This is a genomic window from Caenispirillum bisanense (genome assembly GCF_039523075.1).
GTDB lineage: Bacteria > Pseudomonadota > Alphaproteobacteria > Rhodospirillales > Rhodospirillaceae > Caenispirillum > Caenispirillum bisanense.
In genome coordinates this window covers 36,364-48,360 of record NZ_BAAAEP010000011.1, presented here as the reverse complement: position 1 = coordinate 48,360, position 11,997 = coordinate 36,364, and the positions used below count along the sequence as shown (strand labels likewise).

At 66.0% G+C, this 11,997-nt stretch carries 6 protein-coding genes; all 6 read left to right on the top strand.

Going from position 1 to position 11,997, the window contains the following annotated elements; all coding sequences use genetic code 11:
- Window positions 1–85: 85 nt before the first annotated feature.
- Entirely contained in the window at window positions 86–514 is a 429-nt protein-coding gene (gene rplK / locus ABD056_RS07275; protein WP_343865843.1) for a 50S ribosomal protein L11, read from the top strand.
- Window positions 515–519: 5 nt separating this feature from the next.
- Window positions 520–1,218 (top strand): 50S ribosomal protein L1, encoded by a 699-nt coding sequence (rplA, locus tag ABD056_RS07270; protein WP_343865841.1) that lies wholly within the window; start codon window positions 520–522, stop codon window positions 1,216–1,218.
- A 292-nt stretch (window positions 1,219–1,510) separates the two neighbouring features.
- A complete protein-coding gene (rplJ, locus tag ABD056_RS07265; RefSeq protein ID WP_343865839.1) occupies window positions 1,511–2,032 on the top strand; it encodes a 50S ribosomal protein L10 in 522 nt (173 codons plus the stop codon).
- Window positions 2,033–2,117: 85 nt separating this feature from the next.
- A complete protein-coding gene (gene rplL / locus ABD056_RS07260; RefSeq protein WP_343865837.1) occupies window positions 2,118–2,495 on the top strand; it encodes a 50S ribosomal protein L7/L12 in 378 nt (125 codons plus the stop codon).
- Window positions 2,496–2,897: 402 nt separating this feature from the next.
- A complete protein-coding gene (gene rpoB / locus ABD056_RS07255; protein ID WP_343865835.1) occupies window positions 2,898–7,070 on the top strand; it encodes a DNA-directed RNA polymerase subunit beta in 4,173 nt (1,390 codons plus the stop codon).
- 157 nt (window positions 7,071–7,227) lie between these two features.
- Window positions 7,228–11,718 (top strand): DNA-directed RNA polymerase subunit beta', encoded by a 4,491-nt coding sequence (gene rpoC / locus ABD056_RS07250; protein WP_343865833.1) that lies wholly within the window; start codon window positions 7,228–7,230, stop codon window positions 11,716–11,718.
- The last annotated feature ends 279 nt before the right edge of the window (window positions 11,719–11,997 follow it).

The following is an 11,997-nucleotide window of genomic DNA, read 5'->3' as shown; positions in this document are numbered from 1 at the left end:
TGGCCCCGAAGTCCTGGGGAGCCAGACCACGACCCTCTAGAAAGTCCTGCCGACGCTATGCGGCAGGCGTGACACAGAGGACATCATGGCGAAGAAGATTATCGGTTTCATCAAGTTGCAGATTCCGGCCGGCAAGGCCAACCCGTCGCCGCCGGTGGGCCCCGCCCTCGGTCAGCGCGGCCTGAACATCATGGAATTCTGCAAGGCGTTCAACGCCGCCACGCAGAACCTTGAGCCGGGCATGCCGATTCCGGTCGTCATCACGGCCTACTCGGACCGCACCTTCTCGTTCGTCACCAAGACCCCGCCGGTCAGCTACTTCCTGAAGAAGGCCGCCGGCCTCCCGAAGGGCTCGCAGACCCCCGGCAAGGGCACGGTCGGCAAGGTGACCATGGCGCAGATCGCTGAGATCGCGAACGCGAAGATGAAGGACCTGAACTGCGTGACCGTCGAATCGGCCTCGGCCATGATTCGCGGCTCGGCGCTGTCCATGGGCCTGGAAGTGGTGGAGTAAGACACATGGCGAAGATCGGCAAGCGTCTGAAGAACGCCTACCAGGGCGTCAACGCCACCACCCTCTATGATCTCGACAAGGCGATCGAGCTGGCCAAGGCCGGCGCCACCGCCAAGTTCGACGAGACCATCGAGATCTCCCTGAACCTGGGCGTCGACCCGCGTCACGCCGACCAGATGGTCCGCGGCGTGGTGGAACTGCCGCACGGCACCGGCAAGACCGTGCGTGTGGCCGTGTTCGCCAAGGCCGACAAGGCCGCCGAGGCGCAGGCCGCGGGTGCCGACATCGTCGGCGCCGACGACCTGGCCGACAAGATCCAGGCCGGTCAGATCGATTTCGACCGCTGCATCGCCACCCCGGACATGATGGGTCTGGTGGGCCGTCTCGGTAAGGTGCTCGGCCCGCGTGGCCTGATGCCGAACCCGAAGCTCGGCACCGTCACCCCGAACGTGGCCGAAGCCGTCCGCGCCGCCAAGGCCGGTCAGGTGCAGTTCCGCGTCGAGAAGGCCGGTATCGTCCATGCCGGCATCGGCAAGGCCAGCTTCTCGGCCGCCCAGCTGCTGGACAACGCCCGCGCGTTCGTCGACGCCATCGCCAAGGCGAAGCCGGCCGGCGCCAAGGGCACCTACATTCAGAAGATCGCGCTCAGCTCCACCATGGGGCCGGGCCTGAAGGTTAATCCGGGCACCGTCCAGGGCGCCTAATCGACCGCACCCGTTTCGCCGGCGGTCTTCTGGCAAGGGGGCCGTCCGGCGGGGCAGGGGCATCGCAAGATGCTCCGACACCTGTCCGAGACCGCAGGAGCCTTCGGGCTTAAAGGGCAACCTTCCTGCATAGACGGGAGCAGCAAGCGAATTCCTTCCTCCTGAGAGGGCAAGGATCTCGGCTTGGGCTTCTGGGGCAGGTTAGCCCGCCGGGCTTCGGCCCGCGCGGGTAACACGCAACCTCCTGCCAAGGGCTTCGGCCTGCGGCGGGAACAGAGAAGCGGAGACGGAAGTGAACCGTACCGAAAAGCAGGAGCTGGTTGCCGAGCTGCACGCCCTGTTCACGGAAAAGTCCTCCGTGGTCGTCACCCAGTACAAGGGTCTGACGGTCAAGGAAGTGGAGGCTCTCCGTAGCAAGGTCCGTGAGGCTGGCGCCGGCTTCAAGGTTACGAAGAACCGCCTCACGCGCCTCGCCCTTGCCGACACGAAGTTCGCGGGTCTTGCCGACCTGTTCACCGGCCCGACGGCGATTTGCTTCGCCGACGATCCGGTGGCGGCTGCCAAGGCCACCGCGGAATTCGCGAAGACCAACGACAAGCTGATCATCCTCGGCGGTTCCATGGGTGATGGCAAGGTTCTGGGCGTCGAAGGCGTCAAGGCCCTGGCCACCCTGCCGTCGCTGGACGAACTGCGTGCCTCGCTGATCGCCATGATCCAGACCCCGGCGACCCGTATCGCCGGCGTCACTCAGGCGCCTGCCGGCCAGCTTGCCCGCGTCTTCAAGGCCTATGCCGACAAGAGCGAAGCCGCGTAAGGCTCGCCCCTTTCACATACCACACCAAGCGGCCCGCCCCGACACACTGCCGCGGGCCGTCTGATACCTCAGGAGAAAGAGTAAAATGGCCGATCTCGCCAAGCTCGTCGACGACCTGTCCGCCCTGACCGTTCTGGAAGCCGCCGAGCTGTCCAAGCTGCTGGAAGAGAAGTGGGGCGTTTCCGCCGCCGCTCCGGTCGCCGTCGCCGCCGTTGCCGGTGGTGCCGCTCCGGCCGCCGCCGCTGAAGAGAAGACCGAGTTCGACGTGATCCTCGCCGACGCCGGCGACAAGAAGATCAACGTCATTAAGGAAGTCCGCGCCATCACCGGCCTGGGCCTGAAGGAAGCCAAGGACCTCGTCGAAGGCGCTCCGAAGCCCGTGAAGGAAGGCGCGACCAAGGACGAAGCCGAGAAGATCAAGAAGCAGCTTGAAGAAGCTGGCGCCAAGGTCGAGCTGAAGTAATTCAGCTTAGCCATCTTCGGCTGACTGGGCCGGAAGGGCGATGCCCTCCCTGGAAGGGGAGGGCGTCACCCTCCGGCCCGCCGATGTTTCTGCTTCGGATCGGGTCGCTGCGGCGTTCCGGTCTGCGGTGAATGCAATCGGCCCGCAGCCGAAATCCGCATGGGGTGGTGCGAAACGCTCGCATCGCACTAGATACCTGCGGATTTCGCTTGCGGGCCGCCCGCTCCTCCGCCCCCCGCCGCCGCGGCGCGGGATCGTGTGGAGGAAACGGGTGTGCCGGGTGGACGGGGCCTTGGTTGGTCGGCCTCCTCCGCCGGTTCGCGCGGCCGCTGTCCCGTCATCGCGCGCACGACGGGGAACGGGTCGCGCCTGACCAACGCGTCAGAGAGACGAGGAGCGGCAATGGCTAAGTCCTTTACTGGTCGGAAGCGGGTGCGGAAAGACTTCGGGCGGATCCCGTCCGTCGCCCCCATGCCCAACCTGATCGAGGTGCAGAAGAGCTCCTACGACAGCTTCCTGGAATCCGGCGTCAACGGCCGGACGGTGAGCGGTCTTGAGGAAGTCTTCCGGTCCGTCTTCCCGATCAAGGATTTTGCCGGCAAGGGTGAGCTGGAGTTCGTTCGCTACGAACTCGAAGAGCCCAAGTACGACGTGGAAGAGTGCCAGCAGCGGGGCATGACCTTTGCCGCGCCGCTGAAGGTCACCCTGCGCCTGGTGGTGTGGGATGTGGACGAGGACACCGGCGCCCGCTCCATCCGCGACATCAAGGAGCAGGACGTCTACATGGGCGACATGCCGCTCATGACGGACAAGGGCACCTTCATCATCAACGGCACCGAGCGCGTCATCGTTTCGCAGATGCACCGCAGCCCGGGCGTGTTCTTCGACCACGACAAGGGCAAGACGCACTCGTCGGGCAAGTACCTGTTCGCCGCCCGCGTCATCCCCTACCGCGGCTCGTGGCTCGACTTCGAATTCGACGCCAAGGACCTCGTCTACGTCCGCATCGACCGGCGCCGCAAGCTGCCGGTGACCACCCTGCTCTACGCCCTCGACAGCGTGGCGACCGAGCTGCTGCGCAAGAAGCGCAAGGAAGAGGGCAAGTCCGTCGACCCGATCGAGGTCAAGGGCATGACCCCCGAGGACGTGCTGTCGTACTTCTACGGCACCATCGTGTTCTCGCGCGATGCCCAGGGCTGGAAGACCGAGTTCGTCGCCGACCGCATGCGCGGCGTCAAGCTGGTGTCCGACCTGATCGACGCCACCACCGGCGAAGTGAAGATGGAAGCCGGGCAGAAGATCACCGCCCGCGCCGCCCGCAAGCTGGCCGACGAAGGCCTGAGCGAGATCCGCGTCGCCATCGAGGACCTGGTCGGCCGTTACGCCGCCGAGGACGTCATCGACCCGACCACCGGCGAGATCTTCGTCGAGGCCGGTGACGAGATCACCGAAGGCATCCTGGAGAACCTGGCGCGCGGCGGCATCGACGAGCTGCCGACCCTGCACATCGACCACATCAACGTCGGTCCCTACATCCGCAACACCCTCATGGTGGACAAGAACACCTGCCGTGAGGAAGCGCTGATCGACATCTACCGCGTCATGCGCCCGGGCGAGCCGCCCACCCTGGAAACCGCCGAGGCCCTGTTCCGCGGCCTGTTCTTCGACAGCGAGCGCTACGACCTTTCGGCCGTCGGCCGCGTGAAGATGAACTCCCGCCTGGGCTTCACCCTGGACGAGGCGCCGGACACCCAGCGCACCCTGCGCAAGGACGACATCCTGCGCATCGTCAAGCAGCTGGTGGAGCTGAAGGACGGCCGCGGCGAAATCGACGACATCGACCACCTGGGCAACCGTCGCGTCCGCTCCGTCGGCGAGCTGATGGAAAACCAGTACCGCGTCGGCCTGCTGCGCATGGAGCGCGCCATCCGTGAGCGCATGTCCTCGGTGGACATCGACACGGTGATGCCGCACGACCTCATCAACGCCAAGCCGGCGGCGGCGGCGGTGCGTGAATTCTTCGGCAGCTCGCAGCTGTCGCAGTTCATGGACCAGACCAACCCGCTGTCGGAAATCACCCACAAGCGCCGCCTGTCGGCGCTTGGCCCGGGCGGTCTGACCCGCGAGCGCGCCGGCTTCGAAGTGCGCGACGTGCACCCGACCCACTACGGCCGCATCTGCCCGATTGAAACGCCGGAAGGCCCGAACATCGGCCTGATCAACTCGCTCGCCACCTTCGCCCGCGTCAACCAGTACGGCTTCATCGAAAGCCCGTACCGCAAGGTTGTCGGCGGTCAGGTGACCGACGAAGTGATCTACATGTCGGCCATGGAAGAGGGCCGCTACACCATCGCCCAGGCCAACGCGGAACTGGACGCCGACAACCGCTTCGTCGGCGACCTGATCTCCTGCCGCAAGGCCGGCGACTTCGTGATGGTGGCGCCGGACCAGATCGACTTCGTCGACGTGTCGCCGAAGCAGCTGGTGTCGGTCGCCGCGGCGCTGATCCCGTTCCTTGAGAACGACGACGCCAACCGCGCCCTCATGGGCTCCAACATGCAGCGTCAGGCGGTGCCCCTCCTGAAGGCCGAGGCGCCGTTCGTCGGCACCGGCATGGAGAAGGCGGTGGCCCGTGACTCGGGCGCCACCATCGTCGCCCGCCGCGCCGGCCTGGTGCAGCAGGTGGACGCCACCCGCGTCGTCATCCGCGCCACCGAGGACGTGCTGAGCACGGAATCGGGCGTCGACATCTACCGTCTGGCCAAGTTCCAGCGCTCCAACCAGTCCACCTGCATGACCCAGCGTCCGCTGGTGAAGGTGGGCGACGTGGTGGCGAAGGGCGACATCATCGCCGACGGTCCGTCGACCGACCTGGGCGAGCTGGCCCTCGGCCGCAACGTGCTGGTCGCGTTCATGCCGTGGAACGGCTACAACTTCGAGGACTCCATCCTCATTTCCGAGCGCATCGTGCGCGATGACGTCTTCACCTCGATCCACATCGAGGAGTTCGAGGTCATGGCCCGCGACACCAAGCTCGGCCAGGAAGAAATCACCCGCGACATCCCGAACGTCGGTGAAGACGCCCTCAAGAACCTCGACGAGGCGGGCATCGTCTACATCGGCGCCGAGGTGAAGGCCGGCGACATCCTGGTCGGCAAGGTCACCCCGAAGGGCGAAAGCCCGGTGACGCCGGAAGAGAAGCTGCTGCGCGCCATCTTCGGCGAAAAGGCCAGCGACGTGCGCGACACCTCGCTGCGTCTGCCGCCGGGCGTGCAGGGCACCATCGTCGACGTGCGCGTCTTCAACCGCCGCGGCGTCGAGAAGGACGAGCGTACCCTCGCCATCGACCGGTCGGAGATCGAGCGTCTGGCCAAGGACCGCGACGACGAACGCAAGATCCTTGAGGGCAGCTTCTCCAGCCGCCTGAAGGAAATGCTGCTCGGTCAGGTGGCGGTCTCGGGCCCCAAGGGCTCGCGCACCGGCAAGATCGACGAGGCCCTGCTGGCCGAGTTCACCCCCGGCCAGTGGCGTCAGTTCGCCGTCGAAGACGATGCCGTGATGAGCGAGATCGAAGACCTGAAGAAGGCCTTCGAGGAGAGCATCACCGCCCTGCAGAAGCGCTTCGAGAGCAAGGTCGAGAAGCTGGAGCGCGGCGACGAGCTGCCCCCGGGCGTGCTGAAGATGGTCAAGGTCTTCGTGGCGGTGAAGCGCAAGCTGCAGCCGGGCGACAAGATGGCCGGCCGTCACGGCAACAAGGGCGTCATCTCGCGCATCGTGCCGATCGAGGACATGCCGTACCTGGAAGACGGCACCCAGGTCGACATTGTGCTCAACCCGCTCGGCGTGCCGTCGCGCATGAACGTCGGTCAGATCCTGGAAACCCACCTCGGCTGGGCCTGCCGTGGCCTCGGCCACCAGGTGCGCGAGGTGCTCGACCAGGTGACCTACAGCGGCGCCTCGGTGGATGACCTGCGGGCCAAGCTGCGCGACATCTATGGCGAGAAGTCCTACAGCGAGGACATCGCCGACCTGGGCGACGAGGAAATCCGGGAGTTGGCCTACAACCTGCGCACCGGCATTCCCATCGCCACCCCCGTGTTCGACGGTGCCCGCGAAAGCGACATCGCCGAGATGCTGGAAAAGGCGGGTCTGCAGCGCTCCGGTCAGGTCACCCTGCACGACGGGCGCACCGGCGAGCCGTTCGACCGTCAGGTCACCGTGGGCTACATCTACATGCTGAAGCTCCACCACCTGGTCGACGACAAGATCCACGCCCGCTCCATCGGCCCCTACTCGCTGGTCACCCAGCAGCCGCTGGGCGGCAAGGCCCAGTTCGGCGGCCAGCGCTTCGGCGAAATGGAGGTGTGGGCGCTGGAAGCTTACGGCGCGGCCTATACGCTGCAGGAGATGCTGACGGTGAAGTCGGACGACGTGTCCGGCCGCACCAAGGTCTACGAAGCCATCGTCCGCGGCGACGACACCTTCGAGGCCGGCATCCCCGAGTCCTTCAACGTGCTGGTGAAGGAAATGCGGTCGCTGGGTCTCGACGTCGAGCTGAGCCAGAGCACCGGCTGATAGCAAGCGCAACGGGTTGCGGGACGCTGTCCCGCTCCCCACACTCTAGGCCCCGGCGGCCGGCCCTCATCGGTCGCCATACTTTGTGGAACGCGGACGGCGCGATCGCCACGGGCAGGGCAGGTCCCCGTCCGCCGACCGCAGCGGGAGAGTAGGCATGAACGAGCTTATGAAGATCTTCGGTCAGGTCAGCGGCACCCAGTCGTTCGATCAGATCAAGATTTCCATCGCGAGCCCCGACAAGATCCGGTCCTGGTCCTACGGCGAGATCAAGAAGCCGGAAACCATCAACTACCGCACCTTCAAGCCCGAGCGCGACGGCCTGTTCTGCGCCCGCATCTTCGGCCCGGTGAAGGACTACGAGTGCTTGTGCGGCAAGTACAAGCGCATGAAGTACCGCGGCATCATCTGCGAAAAGTGCGGCGTGGAAGTGACCCTGTCGAAGGTCCGCCGCGAGCGCATGGGCCACATCGAACTGGCCGCCCCGGTCGCCCACATCTGGTTCCTGAAGAGCCTGCCGAGCCGCATCGGCCTGCTCATGGACATGACGCTGAAGGATCTTGAGCGCGTCCTGTACTTCGAGAACTACGTGGTGGTCGAGCCCGGCCTGACCCCGCTGAAGCAGCACGAGCTGCTGACCGAGGAACAGTACCAGCGCGCCGTCGACGAATACGGCGAGGACAGCTTCACCGCCGGCATCGGCGCCGAGGCCATCCGCGCCATGCTGTCGGAGATCGACCTCACCCAGCTGCGCGAGGAAATGCGCGCCGACCTGCGGGAGACCACCTCCGAAGCCAAGCGCAAGAAGCTGGTCAAGCGCCTGAAGCTGGTCGAGGCGTTCATGGAATCCGGCTCGCGGCCGGAATGGATGATCCTTGAGGTCATTCCGGTCATCCCGCCCGAGCTGCGCCCGCTGGTGCCGCTGGACGGCGGCCGCTTCGCGACCTCCGACCTGAACGACCTCTACCGCCGCGTCATCAACCGCAACAACCGCCTGAAGCGGCTGATCGAACTGCGCGCGCCGGAAATCATCATCCGCAACGAAAAGCGCATGCTGCAGGAGGCCGTCGACGCCCTGTTCGACAACGGCCGCCGCGGCCGCGCCATCACCGGCGCCAACAAGCGTCCGCTGAAGTCGCTGTCGGACATGCTGAAGGGCAAGCAGGGCCGCTTCCGTCAGAACCTGCTCGGTAAGCGCGTCGACTACTCCGGCCGTTCGGTCATCGTGGTCGGCCCGGAACTGAAGCTGCACCAGTGCGGTCTGCCGAAGAAGATGGCGCTGGAGCTGTTCAAGCCGTTCATCTACTCCAAGCTCGAACTCTACGGCATGGCGACCACCATCAAGGCCGCCAAGCGCATGGTGGAGAAGGAGCGTCCCGAGGTGTGGGACATCCTGGAAGAGGTGATCCGCGAGCACCCGGTCATGCTCAACCGCGCGCCGACGCTGCACCGCCTGGGCATCCAGGCGTTCGAGCCGGTGCTGGTCGAGGGCAAGGCCATCCAGCTGCACCCGCTGGTCTGCACCGCCTTCAACGCCGACTTCGACGGCGACCAGATGGCCGTGCACGTCCCGCTGTCGCTGGAAGCGCAGCTGGAAGCCCGCGTGCTGATGATGTCGACGAACAACATCCTCAGCCCGGCCTCCGGCAAGCCGATCATCGTGCCCACCCAGGACATGATTCTCGGCATCTACTACCTGACCATGGAAGGCGACGAACAGCCCGGCCTGCGCCTGAAGTTCAAGGACATGGACGAGCTGGACGCCGCCCTGAAGGCCGGCGACGTCTACCTGTGGAACCCGCGCAAGCCGGACGTGGCGGTGGATACCGCCGATCTGGCGCAGCTGTCGGCGGACATCGCCAACGGCCGCGTTTGGGCGCACCGCGTGCTGCGCGTGCATGATGCCGCGGTGGTCGAGCAGGGTCTCGCCGCCGGCAAGATCGGCGTCTTCAACAAGCAGCAGCCGGGCACTCCGTTCGAGTGGACCTCGGTGGACGCGCTGATGACCGCGGTCGAAGCCGGCCGTGCCTTCCTCTATGCGGTGCCGATGTTCTCCGACGCCGCCGAGATCGAGGAAGCGCTGACCGAGAAGGTGGTCGGCCTGCACACCAAGGTGCTGGCCCGCATGCGCACCGTCGACAACGAGGGTGTGGACGCCATCCGCCTGGTCGCCACCACGCCGGGCCGCAGCATGCTGGGCGAGGTGCTGCCGAAGCACCCGAACGTGCCCTTCACGCTGATCAACCGCCTGCTCCGCAAGAAGGAGATCGGCGAGGTCATCGACGTGGTCTACCGCCACTGCGGCCAGAAAGAGACGGTCATCTTCTGCGACCGCATCATGGCCATGGGCTTCAAGCAGGCCGCCCGCGCCGGCATCTCGTTCGGCAAGGACGACATGGTCATCCCCGCCAGCAAGGAAGGGATGATCAGCGAGACCGAAGCCCAGGTGAAGGAGTTCGAGCAGCAGTACCAGGACGGTCTCATCACCCAGGGCGAAAAGTACAACAAGGTCGTCGACGCCTGGGCGCAGTGCACCGAAAAGGTCGCCGACGCCATGATGAAGGAGATCTCCAAGGTCGATCCGGCCAAGGGCGTCAACTCCGTCTACATGATGGCCCACTCCGGCGCCCGTGGTTCGGCGGCGCAGATGAAGCAGCTGGCCGGCATGCGCGGCCTGATGGCCAAGCCGTCGGGCGAGATCATCGAGACGCCGATCATCTCGAACTTCAAGGAAGGCCTGTCGGTGCTGGAGTACTTCAACTCCACCCACGGCGCCCGTAAGGGTCTGGCCGACACCGCGCTGAAGACCGCCAACTCGGGTTACCTCACCCGTCGTCTGGTGGACGTGGCCCAGGACGCCATCATCGTCGAATACGACTGCGGCACCGAACGCAGCCTGACGGCGGTGCCGGTGGTCGACGGCGGCGAAGTGGTGGTGTCGCTCGGCGACCGCATCCTCGGCCGTACCGCGGCGGAAGACGTCTACGACCCGAACACCGACACGGTGATCGTGCCGAAGGGCGACCTCATCGAGGAACGCCACATCGAGCTGATCGACGCCGCCGGCATCGAGTCCGTGCGCATCCGGTCGGTGCTGACCTGCGACACGCAGAACGGCATCTGCTCCAAGTGCTACGGCCGCGACCTGGCCCGCGGCACCGAGGTGAACATCGGCGAGGCGGTGGGCGTCATTGCGGCGCAGTCCATCGGTGAGCCGGGCACCCAGCTGACCATGCGTACCTTCCACATCGGCGGCGCCGCCCAGCGCGGTGCCGAGCAGTCGAGCATCGAGGCCGCCTTCGACAGCAAAGTCAAGGTGCTCAACCGCAACGTGGTGCTGAACTCGGAGGGTGTCGCCATCGTCATGGCGCGCAACTGCGAGATCCTGCTGCTCGACGTGAACGGTCGCGAGAAGGCGCGTCACCGCGTGCCCTACGGTGCCCGCATCCACGTCAGCGACGACGATACCGTCGCCAAGGGCCAGAAGATGGCCGAGTGGGACCCGTACACCCTGCCGATCATCACCGAGCGCGAGGGTATCGTCAGCTTCGTCGACCTGGTCGAGGGCATCTCCATGCGCGAGGTCACCGACGAGGCGACGGGCGTCAGCTCCCGCGTCGTGGTGGACTGGAAGCAGCAGCCGCGCGGCAACGACCTGAAGCCCCGCGTCACCCTGCGCGACGACAAGGGCGACGTCATCACCCTGCCGAACGGCATGGAGGCGCGCTACTTCATGTCGGTGGACGCCATTCTGTCGGTCGAGAACGGCCAGCGGGTGCATGCCGGCGACGTGCTGGCGCGTATTCCGCGTGAAGGCTCCAAGACCCGCGACATCACCGGCGGTCTGCCGCGCGTGGCGGAACTGTTCGAAGCCCGTCGTCCGAAGGACCACGCCATCATCGCGGAAGTCGATGGTCGCGTCGAATTCGGCAAGGACTACAAGAACAAGCGCCGCATCCTGGTGGTCACCGAGGAAGGCGACCAGCTGGAATACCTGGTGCCGAAGGGCAAGCACCTGTCGGTCCAGGAAGGCGACTACGTCCGCAAGGGCGACCCGCTGATGGACGGCAACCCGGTGCCGCATGACATCCTGCGTGTCATGGGCGTCGAGGCGCTGGCCAACTACCTGATCAAGGAAATCCAGGACGTCTATCGTCTGCAGGGCGTGAAGATCAACGACAAGCACATCGAGGTGATCTGCCGCCAGATGCTGCAGAAGGTCGAGATCGACGAGCCCGGCGACACCACCTTCCTGGTCGGCGAGCAGGTGGACCGCATCGAGTTCGCCATCGAGAACGAGAAGACCATCAAGGAGAACGGCCGCCCCGCTCAGGCGCAGCCGGTCCTGCAGGGCATCACCAAGGCCAGCCTGCAGACGCACTCCTTCGTGTCGGCCGCCTCGTTCCAGGAGACCACCCGCGTCCTCACCGAGGCGTCGGTCTCCGGCAAGGTGGACCGCCTGGTGGGCCTCAAGGAGAACGTCATCGTCGGCCGCCTCATCCCGGCGGGTACCGGCGCCATGATGAACACCCTGCGGCAGATCGCGGCGCGCCGCGACGAAGAGCTGCAGGCCGCCTCCACCGAGGCCGCCACGGCGGCGCTGCCGGCCGACGGCGGCACGCCGAGCGCTCCGCCGGCGGGCGAGTAAGGGACGGGCAGGGTGCCGCATCCCGCTCCGCCCGACCTTCGGAACGGCGGCGGGACTCGGCACAAAGCCTGATGCGACTCCGGGACGCTCCCCAGCGGGGCGTCCCGGTTCGCTTTGCAAGGGGCTGAACGCGGCGGAAACGCTGATTCTTTCCCTTGACGGGGTGGGGTACCGTCACTAGTATTCCGCCCTCATCGGGCCGCCGGTGGTGAAGCGCAGATGGCGCTTCAGACGCGGTGATCCGGCACGATATTTCCATAGGGTCCGCCGGGACGAGGC

What these genes read in the sequence shown, in the direction of transcription:
- rplK (WP_343865843.1), top strand. Translation starts at nt 86, where the DNA reads ATGGCGAAGAAGATTATCGGTTTCATCAAGTTGCAGATTCCGGCCGGC.
- rplA (WP_343865841.1), top strand. Translation starts at nt 520, where the DNA reads ATGGCGAAGATCGGCAAGCGTCTGAAGAACGCCTACCAGGGCGTCAAC.
- rplL (WP_343865837.1), top strand. Translation starts at nt 2,118, where the DNA reads ATGGCCGATCTCGCCAAGCTCGTCGACGACCTGTCCGCCCTGACCGTT.
- rpoB (WP_343865835.1), top strand. Translation starts at nt 2,898, where the DNA reads ATGGCTAAGTCCTTTACTGGTCGGAAGCGGGTGCGGAAAGACTTCGGG.
- rpoC (WP_343865833.1), top strand. Translation starts at nt 7,228, where the DNA reads ATGAACGAGCTTATGAAGATCTTCGGTCAGGTCAGCGGCACCCAGTCG.